This is a genomic window from Streptomyces sp. NBC_00582, assembly GCF_036345155.1.
In the GTDB taxonomy this organism is placed as follows: Bacteria; Actinomycetota; Actinomycetes; order Streptomycetales; family Streptomycetaceae; genus Streptomyces.
Window position 1 is genome coordinate 8,206,404 of sequence record NZ_CP107772.1, and the last position, 16,286, is coordinate 8,222,689.

17 protein-coding genes and 1 pseudogene are annotated in these 16,286 nt (G+C 71.4%); 9 read left to right on the plus strand and 9 right to left on the minus strand.

Annotation, left to right across the window (positions count from 1 at the left end):
• Nucleotides 1-66: 66 nt before the first annotated feature.
• Nucleotides 67-1,017, plus strand: coding sequence for a hypothetical protein (locus OG852_RS37095; RefSeq protein WP_330350207.1), 951 nt, complete (start codon nt 67-69; stop codon nt 1,015-1,017).
• Here OG852_RS37095 and OG852_RS37100 read toward each other — a convergent pair.
• From OG852_RS37100 to OG852_RS37110, 3 genes are all read right to left on the minus strand, one after another.
• Nucleotides 1,014-1,808, minus strand: a complete 795-nt coding sequence (locus tag OG852_RS37100) for an SURF1 family cytochrome oxidase biogenesis protein (RefSeq protein ID WP_330350208.1) — start codon at nt 1,806-1,808, stop codon at nt 1,014-1,016. The genes OG852_RS37095 and OG852_RS37100 overlap by 4 nt on opposite strands.
• 49 nt (nt 1,809-1,857) lie before the next feature.
• Nucleotides 1,858-2,091, minus strand: a complete 234-nt coding sequence (locus OG852_RS37105) for a hypothetical protein (protein WP_078947469.1) — start codon at nt 2,089-2,091, stop codon at nt 1,858-1,860.
• 100 nt (nt 2,092-2,191) lie between these two features.
• Nucleotides 2,192-3,184, minus strand: a complete 993-nt coding sequence (locus tag OG852_RS37110; protein ID WP_133910367.1) for a DEDDh family exonuclease — start codon at nt 3,182-3,184, stop codon at nt 2,192-2,194.
• Nucleotides 3,185-3,296: 112 nt separating this feature from the next.
• Here OG852_RS37110 and OG852_RS37115 point away from each other — a divergent pair, with 112 nt between their 5' ends.
• A complete protein-coding gene (locus tag OG852_RS37115; protein ID WP_133910368.1) occupies nt 3,297-4,031 on the plus strand; it encodes a VIT1/CCC1 transporter family protein in 735 nt (244 codons plus the stop codon).
• A 7-nt stretch (nt 4,032-4,038) separates the two neighbouring features.
• Here OG852_RS37115 and OG852_RS37120 read toward each other — a convergent pair whose 3' ends face one another.
• Nucleotides 4,039-4,980, minus strand: coding sequence for a leucine-rich repeat domain-containing protein (locus OG852_RS37120; protein ID WP_330350209.1), 942 nt, complete (start codon nt 4,978-4,980; stop codon nt 4,039-4,041).
• 151 nt (nt 4,981-5,131) lie between these two features.
• On the opposite strand from OG852_RS37120, the gene OG852_RS37125 reads away from it, so the two are divergent.
• The 3 genes and pseudogenes from OG852_RS37125 to OG852_RS37135 all read left to right on the plus strand — a co-directional run.
• Nucleotides 5,132-6,010, plus strand: a complete 879-nt coding sequence (locus tag OG852_RS37125) for a sterol desaturase family protein (RefSeq protein ID WP_330350210.1) — start codon at nt 5,132-5,134, stop codon at nt 6,008-6,010.
• The gene (locus OG852_RS37130) at nt 5,947-6,675 is read left to right on the plus strand and encodes a lysoplasmalogenase (RefSeq protein WP_443064601.1); all 729 of its coding nucleotides are present in this window, start codon (nt 5,947-5,949) and stop codon (nt 6,673-6,675) included. The genes OG852_RS37125 and OG852_RS37130 overlap by 64 nt, the downstream gene beginning before the upstream one ends.
• A gap of 171 nt (nt 6,676-6,846) precedes the next feature.
• A pseudogene (locus tag OG852_RS37135) lies at nt 6,847-7,173 on the plus strand (zinc-binding dehydrogenase); the annotation flags it as partial.
• A 105-nt stretch (nt 7,174-7,278) separates the two neighbouring features.
• On the opposite strand, the gene OG852_RS37140 reads toward OG852_RS37135, so the two are convergent.
• Together OG852_RS37140 and OG852_RS37145 are read right to left on the minus strand one after the other, a co-directional pair.
• Complete coding sequence (locus OG852_RS37140) at nt 7,279-8,643, minus strand: CoA transferase (RefSeq protein ID WP_330350213.1); 1,365 nt, start codon at nt 8,641-8,643, stop codon at nt 7,279-7,281.
• A gap of 64 nt (nt 8,644-8,707) precedes the next feature.
• Nucleotides 8,708-10,249, minus strand: coding sequence for a S8 family serine peptidase (locus OG852_RS37145; protein WP_133910372.1), 1,542 nt, complete (start codon nt 10,247-10,249; stop codon nt 8,708-8,710).
• Between the two features lie 258 nt (nt 10,250-10,507).
• Between OG852_RS37145 and OG852_RS37150 the strand changes: the two genes are divergently transcribed.
• The 3 genes from OG852_RS37150 (at nt 10,508) to moaA (ending at nt 13,628) form a co-directional block, all read left to right on the plus strand.
• The gene (locus OG852_RS37150) at nt 10,508-10,864 is read left to right on the plus strand and encodes a DUF485 domain-containing protein (RefSeq protein ID WP_330350214.1); all 357 of its coding nucleotides are present in this window, start codon (nt 10,508-10,510) and stop codon (nt 10,862-10,864) included.
• Nucleotides 10,861-12,489 (plus strand): solute symporter family protein, encoded by a 1,629-nt coding sequence (locus tag OG852_RS37155; RefSeq protein WP_330350215.1) that lies wholly within the window; start codon nt 10,861-10,863, stop codon nt 12,487-12,489. Before OG852_RS37150 ends, OG852_RS37155 begins: the two co-directional genes overlap by 4 nt.
• 149 nt (nt 12,490-12,638) lie before the next feature.
• The gene (gene moaA, locus OG852_RS37160) at nt 12,639-13,628 is read left to right on the plus strand and encodes a GTP 3',8-cyclase MoaA (protein ID WP_330350216.1); all 990 of its coding nucleotides are present in this window, start codon (nt 12,639-12,641) and stop codon (nt 13,626-13,628) included.
• 11 nt (nt 13,629-13,639) lie between these two features.
• Here the strand turns inward: moaA and OG852_RS37165 are convergent, their stop codons facing one another.
• Both OG852_RS37165 and OG852_RS37170 read right to left on the minus strand, forming a co-directional pair.
• Nucleotides 13,640-13,852 (minus strand): hypothetical protein, encoded by a 213-nt coding sequence (locus OG852_RS37165; protein ID WP_330350217.1) that lies wholly within the window; start codon nt 13,850-13,852, stop codon nt 13,640-13,642.
• A gap of 187 nt (nt 13,853-14,039) precedes the next feature.
• On the minus strand, nt 14,040-14,423 hold the full coding sequence (locus tag OG852_RS37170; RefSeq protein WP_133910377.1) for a DUF3099 domain-containing protein: 384 nt from the start codon (nt 14,421-14,423) through the stop codon (nt 14,040-14,042).
• Between the two features lie 202 nt (nt 14,424-14,625).
• Between OG852_RS37170 and OG852_RS37175 the strand changes: the two genes are divergently transcribed.
• Complete coding sequence (locus OG852_RS37175; RefSeq protein ID WP_133910378.1) at nt 14,626-14,904, plus strand: GlsB/YeaQ/YmgE family stress response membrane protein; 279 nt, start codon at nt 14,626-14,628, stop codon at nt 14,902-14,904.
• 100 nt (nt 14,905-15,004) lie between these two features.
• On the opposite strand, the gene tyrS is transcribed toward OG852_RS37175, so the two are convergent.
• Entirely contained in the window at nt 15,005-16,273 is a 1,269-nt protein-coding gene (gene tyrS / locus OG852_RS37180; RefSeq protein WP_133910379.1) for a tyrosine--tRNA ligase, read from the minus strand.
• Nucleotides 16,274-16,286: the final 13 nt, after the last annotated feature.

Here is a 16,286-nt window from a genome sequence, read left to right on the forward strand (position 1 = left end):
GCGAGGCGGGCGTGCCTTTCCGACGGCGCGCCCGCCCCCGCCGCCCTCCGTCGCCCAGGGAACGAGATGTTCGGACGCCGACCCTCCCTGCTGATCCGCCCCGCACTCGACGACGACCTCCTCCACGCGACCCTGGCCGAACTCCGGCCGCGCCCCCAGCTGCACGGGCTCGGCGCGGGCAGCACCCGCCCGGTCTGGGAGCCCGCGGCCCGGCTGCTGCACACCACCGGACGGGACTGGGACCGCAGGGCGCACCGGGTCTTCGTACTGGCCCGCCATCTGCCGGCCGTGGTCCCGCAGCGCTGGGCCTCCGACCGGCCCGGCGACGGGGACGCCCTCGTCCTGCGGGCCTGCGTGGACACGGTCCGCGCACCCGCCGAGGGGCACGCCGCCGTGCGCGCGGCCGAGCGGACCTGTCTGCGGGCCGCCGACACCTGCCCCGAGGACCCGACGCCGTGGCTGGCCCTGCTCGCCCTGATGCACTCCTGCGCCGTACCGGTGAAGGACGCGGTGCCCGTGTGGAGCGAGGCGGTCCGGCGGGCGCCGTGGCACCGGACCGCGTACCACCGGCTCGTGGAGTACCTCTCCCCGCGCGCCCACGGGACGCTCCCGGACATGATGGACTTCGCCTGGCAGGCCGCCGCCCGCGCACCCCACGGTTCGCCGGTGGCCCTGCTCCCCGTGGCCGCCCGCGTCGAGCTGACGGCCCATCGGCGGGGGCGCTCACCCCTCGCGGCCCTGGGGACGCGCGGCGACTGGAGCGAGCCGCGCGCGGTCCAGGAGATCGACACGGCCCTGACGGGCTGGTTCCGCACGGCCGCCCCGGCCCACGCCGAAACCGTCACCGACCTCAACCTGCTCGCCTTCGCCCTGACCCGCGCCCACCGCCCCGACGAGGCCGCCCCCGTCTTCCGGCGCATCGGCCGCCACATGACCCACCATCCGTGGGACCTGCTGCCCGACCCGGAACGCACCTTCCGGTACTGGCGGGACAGCCTGGCGGGAGGACCGCGCTAGACGGCCGCCGGTGCCGCTTCCCTCTCCTGCGCCGCACCGGCCGCCGCCTCCCGGTCCCGGCGCTCACGGCGGACCAGGACCACCCAGCCGACGGGGACGCCCGCGGCGAACAGCCACCACTGGATCGCGTACGCGTAGTTCAGCGCGGCGTCCTCGCTGCCCGGCTTCCCGACCAGCTCCGGGGTGTCGCCCTTCGGTTCGGGCGCCGTCTGCGCGATGTACCCGCCGAGCACCTCGGCGCCGAGCCGCTTCGCCTGCTCCTCGCTGTTGATCAGCATGATCTGCCGGTCCGGCAGATCCTTGAGGTCCTTGATGCCGCTCGCCGCGGTCGTCTCGTCCGGCATCAGCCGCCCGGTCACCGTGACCCGGCCGGCGGGGGGCGCGGGGATCTTCGGGAACGCGGTCTGGCTCGGCCCGTTGGCGGGGATCCACCCCCGGTTGACCAGCAGCACCTTGCCGTCCGTCAGCACGAACGGGGTGAGGACGTGGAAGCCGACCGTCTCGTCGGCGTTGACCCGGCGCCGTACGACGACCTCGTGCGCGGTGTCGAAGGTGCCCGTCGCGGTCACCGCGCGGTAGCGCTCGTCACGGGTGACGGTGTGTCCCGGGGACGTCATCCGCTCCACCGGCACCGGCTTCGCGGACAGCGCGTCGGTGACCAGTTGGTTGCGCGCGGCGCGCTCGTCGTGGCGGTGCATCTGCCAGAAGCCCAGCCGGATCATCGTGGGGATGAGCAGGAGGGCGACCAGCGTGAGGATCACCCACTGCCGGGACAACAGGAAGCGGTACACCCCACGACCGTACCTCTCGGCCATGGGGTGCTCTCAGCGGGGTACCGGCTCACACCCTGTCGACGATGCCCGCCTTCCCCTCCGCCCGCGCGCAGTGGGCGCCGCAGTACCAGTGGCCCTCGACCTCGACGCCCTGCCCGATGATCTGGACCCGGCAGTGCTCGCAGATGGGGGCCATGCGATGAATCGCACAGGAGAAGCAGTCGAAGACATGCACCGCGCCCTGCGCGTGCACCTCGAAGGTCATTCCGTAGTCATTGCCGCAAACTTCGCATCTCGCCATGCGCCACAGGGTGAGCCGTCACCCCGGCGGGGGCGAGCGGGCGCCGGGCGAGTCGTCCGGCAATCACCCGTACGTACGGCTCGCCCGCGGTCTGCCCGTCCTACTCGTCGGCCGCCTCGACATCCCGCAGCAGCTGTCCGAACGCCGCCTCGTCCACGACCGGGGTCCCGAACTGCCGCGCCTTCACCACCTTGGACGTGCCGGAGTCGGGATCGTTGGTGACCAGCAGACTGGTCAGCCGGGACACACTGGTCGCCACATGCAGCCCCGCCTCGGTGGCCCGGTCCTCCAGCAGCTCGCGCTCCACGGACGTGTCACCCGAGAACGCCACCCGCATGCCCTGTTTGAGCGCTTTGCCGTCTTCGTACCGCCCGGGGTTGGGGTACGGACAGGCGGGCCGCTTGCGGGACGGCCGCCAGCTGCTCGGCCGGTAGCTCCCGTAACCGCCGCCGCCCTGGCGGCCGATACGGGGCGCGGGCCCGTCGCTCCACTCGGTCAGCGGCCGGCACTCGTGCAGCGGCAACCGCACCCCGCCCGCCGCGGCGGCCCGCAGGCTCGGCCGGAACGCCTCCGCGAGGACCCGCGCGTCGTCGAGGGCGTGATGCGCCCGCCGCTGCACGACACCGAAGTGGGCCGCGAGCGACTCCAGCTTGTGGTTGGGCAACGGCAGCCGCAGCTCCTTGGAGAGCGCGATGGTGCACAGCCGCTGCCGCACCGGGGCCTCGCGCTCCGCACGCGCGTACTCCCGGGCGATCATCTGCCAGTCGAACACCGCGTTGTGCGCGACGAGCACCCGCCCCGCGAGCCGGGCGGCGAACTCCTCGGCCACGTCATGGAAGAGGGGCGCCCCCTCCAGCACCTCGCTCGTCAGACCGTGTATCCACACCGGCCCCGGATCGCGCTCCGGGTTGACCAGCGTGTACCAGTGGTCCTCGACCTCACCGCGCGCGTCCAGCCGGTAGACGGCGGCGGAGATGATCCGGTCGTCCCGGGCCAGTCCGGTGGTCTCCACGTCAACGACCGCGTACCCCTGGGGATATGCGGCCGGCCACTCCGTGGGGGAGGACGCTGCGGTCGTCTGGTCTGCGAGCATGGTCATTGAGGATACGGGGCGCCACCGACACGGGGGCACGGAAGCCCCTGAGACGCCCCGGACCGACGAGTCGATACGCCACGGGTGACGCACCGGATGCCATCCTCCCTCCGTGACGGAACGTGAGACGCGACCCGAGCCGGAACCACCCCACGGCGAGCCCCACGAGGGCACCCTCGGCTCCCGGCTGAACTGGCTGCGCGCCGCCGTGCTCGGCGCCAACGACGGCATCGTCTCCACCGCCGGCCTGGTCGTCGGCGTGGCCGGCGCCACCGACGACCGGTCGGCGCTGCTGACGGCGGGGCTGGCCGGTCTGCTGGCCGGCTCACTGTCGATGGCGGCGGGGGAGTACGTGTCCGTGTCCACCCAACGGGACTCCGAGAAGGCGGCCCTCGCGCAGGAGCGGCGTGAGCTGCGCGAACAGCCGGAGGCCGAACTGGAGGAGCTCACCGAGCTGCTGGAGGAACGCGGCCTCACCCGCGAGGTGGCCCGCGAGGCCGCCGTCCAGCTGACGGAACGTGACGCCCTGCGCGCCCACGCGCGCGTGGAGCTCGGCATCGACCCCGACGACCTCACCAACCCCTGGCACGCGGCCTGGGCGAGCTTCCTCGCGTTCACGGCCGGCGCGTTGCTGCCCCTGCTCGCCATCGTCCTCCCACCGGCCGACTGGCGGGTGCCGGTGACGGTGGTGTCGGTCCTGGTCGCGCTGGTCTGCACGGGCTGGAGCAGCGCCCGGCTGGGGGCGGCGGCACCGGGGCGGGCGGTCCTGCGGAACGTGTGCGGGGGAGCGGTGGCGATGGGGGTGACGTACGGGGTGGGGGCCTTGTTGGGGGCGGCGGGGGTGTGATCCTCGGTTACTCGACGTGCAGACGATCGGCGGGGAAGAGGTCGGCGCCGAGAACCTCGAAGCAGTCGTAGAGGGTGATGTCCAGGTGCTGGAGGGGAGCCAGCGGGGTGAGGACGAGGGGGCCGCAGCCCCAGAACTCGACCGTGGACAACTCGGGCAACTCGGCGAGGGCCGCGAGATGCTCCACGTGTTCGACCTTGCGGAGCATGACCTGGGCAAGGCCTTGGTGGGGCACCAGATCCGCGAGATCGATGTGCGGCACATCCAGGATGTGGAGGGTCTCCAGCGTGGAGAACACCCCGGCGGCCAGGAAGTCGCGCCACTGGTGCCTCTCGTTGACGGTGAGCGATGTCAGGGAGGTCAGGGCATCGAGCCCGGAGAGCTTCGTGGCGCAGGCCCGGTGGAAGAACCTGACACCGGTGAGCCGAGGGGCGAACGACAGTTCGTCCAGACGGGTTTCCGCCGCTGCGAAGTTGAAGACCAGGTGCCGTAGGTCGGGGAGATCCGCCAGGGGCGCGAGCGAGAACCCTTCGGCGAAGTCGTAGAGATAGACGTGGGTCAACGGCATGCCGGACAGTGGGCTCAGATCGGTGACACCGGGGCAGCGGTTGAGGGAGAGCTGCTTCAGGTGCGGCAGCCCCCTCAGCGGTGAGAGGTCACCGACCACGTCGTTGTGGGCCAGCCCGAGGAATTGAAGTGCCGAGTGCCGCAGCACCACGGGAGGGATGCCGTGGTCCCCGATCAGGTTCAGCTCAGTGAGCTGCGGGAGCCGCGGAAGCAGCGCCACCGACTCCGCGTCACGCATGTTGAGCATCTGCCCGGCGGTCACCGTGCCTTCGAGAACCCTCTCCACCAGTCCCGCGCCCGGAGGCGGCCTCAGCGCCGACCGCGCGACCGTCGAGACCACCGTCGACGCCAGCCGCACCACCACGACCTCGAGCCCCTGCATCCCCCGGCCTCCCCGTCCGCCACCCCCGGCATCGTAGGCGGCACCCGCCCGGCTCTTGGCGGAGATCGCCAACAAGCAAGCGCATACCCCCGGAAATACTTGTGGGTAACACCGTCTAGCCGCGGCCGACCTGCGGTTCTACGGTGCCTCCATGCCGAACCTGCCCGATGTCGTGCTGTGGTCGATACCCGCCTTCGTGCTGCTCACCGTGGTCGAGATGATCAGCGTCCGCGTCCATCCCGACGAGGACGCCGCCGGATACGACACGAAGGACGCCGCCACGAGCGTCGGCATGGGGCTCGGGAGCCTGTTCTTCGACTTCTTCTGGAAGATCCCGATCGTCGCCCTCTACACGGCGATCTACGAACTCACCCCCCTGCGCGTGCCCGTCCTGTGGTGGACCGTCCCCCTGATGCTGCTCGCCCAGGACTTCTTCTACTACTGGTCCCACCGCGGCCACCATGTCGTCCGCATCCTGTGGGCCTGCCACGTCGTCCACCACTCCAGCGAGAAGTTCAACCTCACCACCGCCCTGCGCCAGCCCTGGACGACCCTCACCGTCTGGCCGTTCTACGTCCCCCTCGTCGCCCTCGGCGTCCATCCCGCCGCGCTGGCCTTCTGCTCCTCCGCCAACCTCGTCTACCAGTTCTGGATCCACACCGAACGCATCGACAAGCTGCCCCGCTGGTTCGAGTTCGTGTTCAACACGCCCTCCCACCACCGCGTCCACCACGCCTCCCAGGGCGGCTACCTCGACCGCAACTTCGGCGGCATCCTCATCGTGTGGGACCGGCTCTTCGGCTCCTTCGTGCCGGAGGTGGAGCGGCCCGTCTACGGGTTGACGAAGAACATCAACACGTTCAACCCCCTCAAGGTCGCCACCCATGAGTACGTCGCGATCGTCAAGGACATCAAGAAGGCGAGCAGTTGGCGCGAGCGCGCGGGACGGGTGTTCGGGGGACCGGGATGGCAACCGGCCCAGGCTCCCGCCGACGCTCCGGCGCCGGTAGAGCAGAGCAGCGCGGCGTGACCCTCCGACCCCGCCCCCTCCTCATCGCCTTCGTCCTCGCGACCGCCGTCGACCTCGGCTCCCTGGCGGCCGGCTGGCACCCCGGGCACGCCGTCGCCAAGCCGCTCCTCATGCCCCTGCTCGCCGCCTGGGCGGCCACGACCGGCGCACCGCGGCTGCTCCTCGCCGCCGTCCTGTGCGGCTGGGGCGGCGACGTGCTCCTCCTGTCGGACGCCGACCCCGCCTTTCTCGCCGGCATGGCCTGCTTCGCCGCCGGACACATCTGCTACCTGGTGCTCTTCACGCGGTACGGCCGCCCCCGCGCGCGCGGCGGCCTCCTCGCCCCCGCCTACGCCGCCGTCCTGATCGCCACCCTCACCCTCCTGTGGCCCGGTCTCCCGCCGGACCTGCGCGCCCCCGTCGCCGCCTACAGCACCCTCCTCACGGCCATGGCGTACACCGCCGCCACCCGCCTCGGCCTCCTCGCCGGCGCCGGCGGTGTGCTCTTCCTGCTCTCCGACACCCTCATCGCGACCGGCGTCGCCGACTGGCCGCAACCCCCGCGCCCCGACCTGTGGATCATGCTGACGTACGCCGCCGCACAGTTCCTGCTGGTCCACGGCGCCCTCGCGGAACGGGCGGCGCCGCCGACGGCGTACGGCGACGTGCGCTCGACCACCCCCTGAGCGCACCCACGCACCGGCACGAGCAGGACCCTGGCCGTGCGCGCCACCACCATCCACGCCCCCTACGACATGCGGGTGGAGGGCGTGCCCGACCCCGTGGTGCAGCTGCCCACCGACGCCGTCGTGCGCGTGCTGCGCGCCCGCGTCCGCGGCGGCGACCTGTGGGCGTGCGGGGACGAGGCCGTCGCGGCCGTCCGCGAACTCACCCGCGGCCAGGGCGCCCACGGCGTCGTCGAGGCCGTCGGCACCGAGCAGTCCATGCGCACGGCGGTCGGCATCACCCGCGACGGCGGCGCCGTCGGCCGCGTCGGCGTCCCGCACGGCAGCGGCACCGGACTCGACCTGGGCGTCATGTTCGACCGCGACCTCACCCTCCGCGGCGGCGTGGCCCCCGTCCGCGCCTACCTCCCCGACCTCCTGCCCGACGTCCTCGACGGCGCGATCGACCCGTCCCCCGTCTTCGACCGCACGGCACCGAAGGTCCTGGTGACCAACTGAACAGAGGGTCGGGCAGTTCCCCCAAGGGGCGCGGGGAACGGCGCGACCAGCCGCGACGGCGCAGCACCCGCACGACGGCACATCACCGCATCCCCAGAGGCGTGCTCAGGCCCACTCCACCGCATCGCTTCCCCAACGGCCCGGCGGCCGCGCCCAGTCGCCAGGGCCGCCCTCAAAGACCACCGGCGGCAACGCGTACCGCAGCCGCCCCACCGCGCTGTCCGTCTCCCCGAGCCACCCCTCGGCCCGGGGGCCGGCCTCCCCGACCTCACCTTCACTCCGGGCACCGCCCATGAGCAGCGCGGCGCTCCGCGCCAGCGCCACCCGCACCACCCGCGCCCCACCGTCGTACGACTGCTCGGTCAGCGCCCGCAGCACGCCCGCCGCCAGCAGATAGCCGCTCCCGTGGTCGAGGGCCTGCGCCGGCAGGGCACCGGGCCGACCGTCCGACCCCTCGACGGCCGCGATGCCCGTGGCCACCTGGACGAGGCTGTCGAAGCCCCGCCGATCGCCCCACGGCCCGTACGCACCCCACGCCGACACCTGCGCCACCACCAGCCCCGGCCGTCGCTCCGCCAGCGCCTCGGGGGAGAGACCGAACCGGTCGAGCGCACCCGGCCGGTAGCCCGTGACGACGACGTCCGCCCCCGCGAGCAGCTCCTCGAAGCGCCGCCGGTCGGAGGCCAGGTCCAGCAGGGCCGAGCGCTTCCCGAAACCGGTGTCGATGTGCTGGTCGGCGAGCTCCGGCAGCCGGGGCGCGTCGACCCGCAGGACGTCGGCGCCGAGCAGGGCGAGCGTGCGGGTGGCGACCGGCCCGGCCAGCACCCGCGTGAGGTCCAGCACGTGCAGGCCGGCGGCCGGAAGCAGCGGAGCCCCCACAAGCTGCGGGAACGTACGCGCGCGTGTACCGTCCAACCGCCCGCGCTCGACGAGGGGCCGCGCGGCGACCTCGGCCGCCTGGGGATGGGCGGCCCACTCCTCGGGTGTGCGCAGCGCGACGGCGAGACCGCCGGCCGCGTACACCGCGTCCTCGACGTCCCGCGCGGACCGCCCGGCCAGGGCGGACTCGACGGCGGCCGGGTCGCCGGGCACGCCCAGCGCCCGTAGCAGCCGCTCCCGGTGGTGGGGGTAGTTGGCGTGTGTCCGCACCCACCCGTCCGCCGTCCGCCAGAACCGCGACAGCGGCGCGAACGGCACCGGCGCCCGCCCGTCGACGAGCAGATGCCGCTCACTGGTGAACGCGGTCGCCACCGCCCCGTCGTCCACCCGCACCCCGGGCACCCGCGCGAGCCCCGCCCGCCGCGCCCCGAGCTCCGCACCGGCCAGGGCGCACACCCCCACACAGGCCCGCGCCAGCTCCCGCACGGGCAGCCGCGCGGACAGCGCGCCCTCGCGTACGACGGTCGACACGTGAGCGAGCCGGGCGGGATCGCCGCCCAGCTCCGACCACACGTAGTTGATTGATGTCATGACTGCATTGTGCAGTATTGATTCAATCAATATACGGGGCTCACTTCATGGCGCTGTACAGGCGCTACTTGACGGCCCTCAGCGCGTTCACCACGCCGTACCCGAAGAAGCCGTTGACGCGCTTGCCGTTCACGCAGGTCGCGTCCACCACCCCGTCACCGTTGCCGTCGTACGGCTCGGCCGGGCAGCCCGGGTTGTCCGCCTGCGCCTTGAGCAGCGCCTGAAGCCGGGCCGGGGACGCGAACGGGTGCGTCGACTTCAGCAGCGCCGCCACGCCGGCCACGTGCGGGGACGCCATGGACGTGCCCTGGAGGAAGCCGTACGTGTTGTTCGGCAGCGTCGACAGGATGCGGCCGTTGGCCGACGGCGTGTCCGGGATCTGGTACTTGTCGCCGCCCGGGGCCGCCACGTCGACGACGCCCAGACCGTAGCTGGAGTAGTACGACTTGGTGCCCTTGACGCCCGTGGCGCTGACCGTGACCACACCCGGAAGCTGCGTCGGCACGTCGAAGCACTCGTGCGGGTCGACCGTCCGGGGCACCGGCGTGGAGTCGTCCGGGCTGGACGAGTCCTGCAGCGCGTCGGAGTCCAGGTCGTGGTTGGAGTTGCCCGCCGAGGCCACATTGAGCGTGCCCTTCTTCTGGGCGTAGAGCTGAGCCCTGTTGACCGCGTCAACGATGGCCCGCTGGTCCGGGTCGTCCATGCAGTTGTACAGCCACGGATCAACGTAGTAGCTGTTGTTCGTGATCTCCACGCCGTGGTCGGCGGCGAACACGAACGCGCAGACGACGTTCTCCGGATAGAAGAGACCGTCCTTGGGGTCGCTCACCTTGATGCCGGCGACCTTCACACCCGGCGCGACACCCGCCACGCCGATGCCGTTGCGGGCCGCGGCTATCTCACCGGCGACATGCGTGCCGTGGTAGTCGTCCGCGGTGTACGGCCGCCAGGCGCCCTCGCTGGTGTCGGCGACACCGCCCACGCAGTTGGCGGACTGGGACGCCGAGAAGTTCGGCGCGAGGTCCGGGTGGGTGTCGTCGACACCGGTGTCGATCACGGCGACCGTGACCCTCCTGCTGCCCGGGTCGACCGAGGCGGCCTTGTCGGCGCCGATCGCCCGCAGATCCCACTGGTCGGCCTCCAGCGGCTCGCTCTGGCCGGCCGCGTCGGACGCCTTCTCGATCTTCGCCGCCTCGGCCTTCGACAGGACCTGCGCGGCCCCCTCGTCGGTGGTGCCCGCCGCGCTCAGCGGCGCGGTGCGCGTCGCACCCGCCGACTGCACCCCGCGCACCGCGCGGATCCGCGACCCGAAGTCGGGGTTCGCCGAGTGCACGACGAGCACGCCGATCTTGTCGTACGACGCCACCAGGGTGCCGTCGGCCGCGGCGATCGCCTTCTTCACCGACGCGATCGTGCGGTGGTCCACCTTCGTGTTGACGACGTACGCCAGCGTCCCGGCCTCGGCCGCCTCCGCGGTCGACACCGCGGCCGCGGGATGGGCGGGCGCCGCGCCGGCGGCCGTCGGCAGGAATCCGACGGCGGCGGTCAACGACAGCACGACGGGCACCGCGAGAGCGAGGCGGCGTCTGGAAGGCAGATGAGCCATGGGGTCTCCACATCATCCGGAAACGAGACCGGCCCGGACGCGAGGTGGCGCCTGGGCAGGTACATGACGGGTGGTGCTCCGCCGAAGCTATCTCCCCGACTCACCGCCCAGCAACGGCCTCCGGGCGATCAAGGCGACGAATCACGAAAGAACCCGATCGGGTTGAACCCGCCCTAGCGTGCCGCCGTGCCCATGGACAGGGAGCCCGTGCACGATCGAGCCCCCGCCCGACCGACCGCCCGCACACGAGGAGACTCCGTGGCCACCGAGACACCGCCCCCCTCGAAAACCCAAGCCCAACTCCCCTCCACCGAGGAGTTCGTCGCGGTGCAGGAGAGCGCTGAGTTCGGTGAACTGCGCGGCTCCTACCGCGGTTTCGCCTTCCCGCTGACCGTCGGCTTCATCGCCTGGTACCTGCTCTACGTCCTGCTCTCCAACTACGCGGGCGACTTCATGGGCACCAAGCTCTTCGGCAACGTCAACGTCGCCCTCGTCCTCGGCCTCGCCCAGTTCCTCACCACGTTCCTCATCGCGTGGTGGTACGCGCGCACCGCCGCCGCCAGGTTCGACCCCAAGGCCGACGCCATCAAGTCCCGGATGGAGGGCGGCGCATGAGCCCCGTACAGCACACCACCCTGCTCGCCGCGGGCGAGGCGAGCGAGCACCGGCCGCTGATCATCACCCTGTTCGCGGTCTTCGTCGCCGCTACCCTCGTCATCACGGTCTGGGCGGGCCGCCAGACCAAGGACGCCGCCGACTTCTACGCGGGCGGCCGCCAGTTCACCGGCTTCCAGAACGGCCTCGCCGTCTCCGGCGACTACATGTCCGCCGCGTCCTTCCTCGGCATCGCGGGCGCCATCGCCCTCTTCGGCTACGACGGCTTCCTGTACTCCATCGGCTTCCTGGTCGCCTGGCTCGTCGCCCTCCTCCTGGTCGCCGAGCCGCTGCGCAACTCCGGCCGCTACACCATGGGCGACGTCCTCGCGTACCGCATGCGCCAGCGCCCGGTCCGCACGGCGGCCGGCACCTCCACGATCGTCGTCTCGATCTTCTACCTCCTCGCCCAGATGGCGGGCGCCGGCGTCCTGGTCTCCCTGCTCCTCGGCATCACCAGCGACGGCGGCAAGATCGGCATCGTCGCCCTGGTCGGCGTCCTGATGATCGTCTACGTCACCATCGGCGGCATGAAGGGCACCACCTGGGTCCAGATGGTCAAGGCGGTCCTGCTGATCGCCGGAGCCCTGCTGCTGACCTTCCTGGTCCTGCTGAAGTTCGACTTCAACGTCTCCGAACTGCTCGGCTCGGCCGCCGACAACAGCGGCAAGGGCTCCGCCTTCCTGGAACCCGGCCTGAAGTACGGCGCCACCGGCACCACCAAGCTGGACTTCATCTCCCTCGGCATCGCCCTGGTCCTCGGCACCGCCGGCCTCCCGCACATCCTGATCCGCTTCTACACCGTCCCCACCGCGAAGGCCGCGCGTAAGTCGGTCATCTGGGCCATCGGCCTCATCGGCTCCTTCTACCTGATGACCCTCGCCCTCGGCTTCGGCGCCGCCGCGCTGATCAAGCCGGACGAGATCATCGCCTCGAACAAGGCCGGCAACACCGCCGCACCACTCCTCGCCCTCCACCTCGGCGGCGTCGACTCCAACTGGGGCGCGATCCTGCTCGCCACCATCTCCGCGGTCGCCTTCGCCACCATCCTCGCGGTCGTCGCCGGCCTCACCCTGGCCTCGTCCTCCTCCTTCGCGCACGACATCTACGCCAACGTCATCAAGAAGGGACAGGCCTCCGAGAAGCAGGAGATCAACGCGGCCCGCTACGCCACGGTCGGCATCGGCGCCGTCTCCATCCTCCTCGGCGCCCTCGCCCGCGACCTCAACGTCGCCGGCCTGGTCGCCCTCGCCTTCGCGGTCGCCGCCTCCGCCAACCTCCCCACCATCCTCTACAGCCTCTTCTGGAAGCGGTTCACCACCTCCGGAGCCCTCTGGTCGATCTACGGCGGTCTGGTCACCGCGGTCGGCCTGGTGCTGTTCTCCCCGGTCGTCTCCGGCAAGCCCACCTCGATGTTCCCGGACGTCGACTTCCACTGGTTCCCGCTGGAGAACCCCGGCATCATCTCCATCCCCGTCGGCTTCCTCCTCGGCGTCGTCGGCACCCTCCTGTCGAAGGAGGAACCCGACGCGGGCAAGTACGCCGAGCTGGAGGTCCGCTCCCTGACGGGCACCGGAGCCCACTGATCCCCTCCGGGAAAGCGGCCGCGTCGTAGACCTCTACGACGCGGCCGTGCCGTGCCTCGTGGGATCGTGCTCTTTCGCTGTCGGTGGCGTCACGTAGGCTCGCAGGTGACGACAGAAGAACGCGATCCGCAAACGGGGAGGGGGCCCACGTGCTCATCGACACCTACGGCCGAGTGGCCACCGACCTCAGGGTCTCGCTGACCGACCGGTGCAACCTGCGCTGCACCTACTGCATGCCCGAGGAGGGCCTGCAGTGGCTGGCCAAGCCCGACCTCCTCACGGACGACGAGATCGTCCGCCTCATCGACATAGCGGTCTCCACCCTCGGCATCGAGGAGGTCCGCTTCACCGGCGGCGAACCGCTGCTGCGCCCCGGCCTGGTCGGCATCGTCGAACGGGTGGCGGCCCTCGCGCCCCGCCCCCGGATGTCCCTGACGACCAACGGCATCGGCCTCAAGCGCACCGCCACCGCCCTCAAGGCGGCCGGCCTGGACCGGGTCAACGTCTCCCTCGACACCCTCCGCCCGGACGTCTTCAAGACCCTCACCCGGCGCGACCGCCACCAGGACGTCCTCGACGGCCTCCAGGCCGCCCGCGACGCGGGTCTCACCCCGGTCAAGGTCAACACCGTCCTCATGCCCGGCCTCAACGGCGACGAGGCCCCCGACCTCCTCGCCTGGGCGGTGGAGCACGACTACGAACTCCGCTTCATCGAACAGATGCCCCTGGACGCCCAGCACGGCTGGAAGCGCGAGGACATGGTCACCGCCGGCGACATCCTCGCCTCGCTCCGCACCCGCTTCGACCTCACCCCCGAGGGCCAGGACGAGCGCGGCTCCGCCCCCGCCGAGCGCTGGCTGGTCGACGGCGGCCCGCATCGCGTCGGCGTCATCGCCTCCGTCACCCGCCCCTTCTGCGCGGCCTGCGACCGCACCCGCCTCACCGCCGACGGCCAGATCCGCACCTGCCTCTTCGCCCGCGAGGAGACCGACCTGCGGGCCGCCCTCCGCTCCGGCGCCCCCGACGAGGAGATAGCCCGCCTCTGGCGCCTGGCGATGTGGGGCAAGAAGGCGGGAGCAGGCCTGGACGACCCGACCTTCGTCCAGCCGGACCGCCCCATGTCGGCGATCGGGGGCTAGCGCGGCGCCGGTCAGTGATCCCGGGGGTCCCAGTCCTCGAACCTCACGACGTCCTTGAGGAACCCCCGGACACCGAGGAACTGGGACAGATGCTCCCGGTGCTCCTCACACGCCAGCCAGGTCTTCCGTCGCTCCGGCGTATGGATCTTCGGGTTGTTCCACGCCAACACCCACACCGCGTCGACACGGCAACCCTTGGCGGAACAGACAGGACTCTCACTCACGACTTCGTCTCTCGAACGCACACAAAAAGGCGACGCCGAGCAGCCACGGGGGGAGCTGCCCGGCGTCGGTCCGTCGCTCCGACGGGGGATGCGGAGCGCGTACGAAGTATGTCACGGCCGACCCGTCGCAGGGCACTGGAACAGCATGATTGATCTGAGCTTTTCTTGAGCTTGGCGCACGGGCCCCTCACGGCCGCGGCTCGGCCCGGTCCTCCGGAACCGATTCCGTCCCGGACCCGTCAGAACCGTCCCGGCCGTCCGTCGCGGACGGCGCGATCATGGGCCGTACATGGGCGGTGACGAACGTGGAGGGCAACCCCGGCGCGTTCTCCCGACCCGCGTTGGCGATGACCACCGCGATGTAGGGCAGGACCGCCCCCAACACGAGTGCCACAAGGGCTACATGGCGCTCCACGTTCCAGAGGGTCGCCGCGAGGATCACCGACACCGTACGGATCGACATCGAGATCACATACCGCCGCTGCCGGCCGCGCACGTCCTCCTGGAGCCCCTGCCGGGCTCCGGTGATCCGGAACACCTGGACGTTCCCGCCGCCACCATGCTTCCGCATCGCATTCCACCGTCCGCCCACATCGAACTCTCCCCGGCGTTCCACGTTACGCCGAGGCTGCGCCGCCTTCGAGACCGGGTCGCCTCCGGCCTGGGCGAACGCCGTGCGCCTTCCCGCGTACGGTCCCACCCGACATGCGCCGTACGGGGCCCGCAACGAGACTGAGGGCAATGCTCACGTCGAGCCGTACGAGGAGGCAGCCATGGGCTGGTTGTGGGCGATCATCGTGGGATTCGTACTGGGGCTGATCGCCAAGGCGATCATCCCGGGCAAGCAGCACAGCCCCCTCTGGCTGACCACCATCTTCGGCATCATCGGCGCGGTCATCGGCAACGCGATCGCCCGCGGCTTCGGCGTCGAGGAGACCGCCGGCATCGACTGGTGGCGCCACCTCTTCCAGCTCGTGGCGGCCATCGTGGTGGTGGCCCTCGGAGACCGGGCCTACATGGCCACCCTGGGCAAGAGAAAACAACGCGCCTGAAGGGGCGCGCCCCGCAGGGGCGGCCCTTCAGGGGCGCGGGGAACGGCGCGACAAGCCACGACGAACCGGTACTCGCGAAGCACCCGCACCCCTGCGGCGGCTACGAACCAGTCACCTCGACGGCGGCAAGATTCCTCTTCCCCCGCCGCAGCACCAGCCATCGCCCGTGCAGGAGATCCTCCTTCACGGGCACCGCGTCCTCGGCCGTGACCTTCATGTTGTTCACGTAGGCCCCGCCCTCCTTCACGGTCCGCCGCGCCGCGGACTTGCTGGCCACCAGCCCGACCTCGGCGAACAGGTCCACGACCGGACCGAGCTCGGAGACCTGGATGTGCGGCACCTCGGAGAGCGCCGCCGTCAGCGTCCGCTCGTCGAGGTCGCCCAGCTCACCCTGCCCGAACAGGGCACGGCTCGCGGCGATCACCGCGGCCGTCTGGTCGGCGCCGTGCACCAGCGTGGTCAGCTCCTCGGCCAGCGCCCGCTGGGCGGCCCGCGCCTGCGGCCGCTCCGCGGTCTCCCGCTCCAGCTCCTCCAGCTCCGTACGGGACTTGAAGGACAGGATCCGCAGGTAGCCCGAGATGTCCCGGTCGTCCACGTTCAGCCAGAACTGGTAGAACGCGTACGGGGTCGTCATCTCGGGGTCGAGCCAGACGGCGCCGCCCTCGGTCTTGCCGAACTTGGTGCCGTCCGCCTTGGTCATCAGCGGCGTCGCCAGCGCGTGGACCTCCGCGTGCGGCTCCAGCCTGTGGATCAGGTCCAGACCGGCCGTGAGGTTGCCCCACTGGTCGCTGCCGCCCTGCTGGAGCGTGCAGCCGTAGCGCCGGAAGAGCTGGAGGAAGTCCATGCCCTGGAGGATCTGGTAACTGAACTCGGTGTAGCTGATGCCCTGGTCGGACTCCAGGCGGCGGGCCACGGAGTCCTTCGTCAGCATCTTGTTGACGCGGAAGTGCTTGCCGATGTCCCGGAGGAACTCGATCGCGGACAGACCCGCGGTCCAGTCGAGGTTGTTGACCATCACGGCCGCGTTCTCGCCCTCGAAGGACAGGAACGGCTCGATCTGGGAGCGCAGCTTGCCGACCCAGCCGGCGACCGTCTCCGGGTCGTTCAGCGTGCGCTCCGCCGTCGGGCGCGGGTCGCCGATCAGCCCCGTCGCCCCGCCGACCAGCGCCAGCGGCCGGTGACCGGCCTGCTGGAGCCGGCGCACGGTCAGCACCTGCACCAGGTGCCCCACGTGCAACGAGGGTGCGGTCGGGTCGAAGCCGCAATAGAACGTGACGGGGCCGTCCGCGAGCGCCTTGCGCAAGGCGTCCTCGTCGGTGGACAGGGAGAACAGGCCCCGCCACTTCAGCTCGTCGACGATGTCCGTCACGGTTCTCGTATCT